Source organism: Tamlana crocina, assembly GCF_012037625.1.
On sequence record NZ_JAAVJS010000847.1, the window covers coordinates 1 to 285 of the forward strand.

The following is a 285-nucleotide window of genomic DNA, read 5'->3' on the forward strand; positions in this document are numbered from 1 at the left end:
GAACGCAGGGTAGGCTCTACCTGTCTCCTGGTTCTGCGGATAAGATTTTCTGGTATTTCCACCTTAGTAAAGCCTGAAGGATTAAGCGTTAGATAGATCTTCCTGTTCTCCTTCACCTGCTTCCCCGGAAGTGGCACCTGGTCAATAACAGAATATGGCGGATAATCGGGATTGTAATTAGCCGAATCAAGGATTTCCCTGCGAAGGTCGAGTTCTTCCAGTTTAAGGTCTACCCTGTCCAGTGACATGCGTGCAAGATTCGGCACGGTAATCCTTTGATCCTGG

At 48.1% G+C, this 285-nt stretch carries 1 protein-coding gene; it reads right to left on the reverse strand.

The window, feature by feature from the left end; all coding sequences use genetic code 11:
* Nucleotides 1–285, reverse strand: a 285-nt coding sequence (locus tag HC176_RS19230) for a PASTA domain-containing protein (protein ID WP_167920568.1), incomplete at both ends; no start/stop codon positions are given.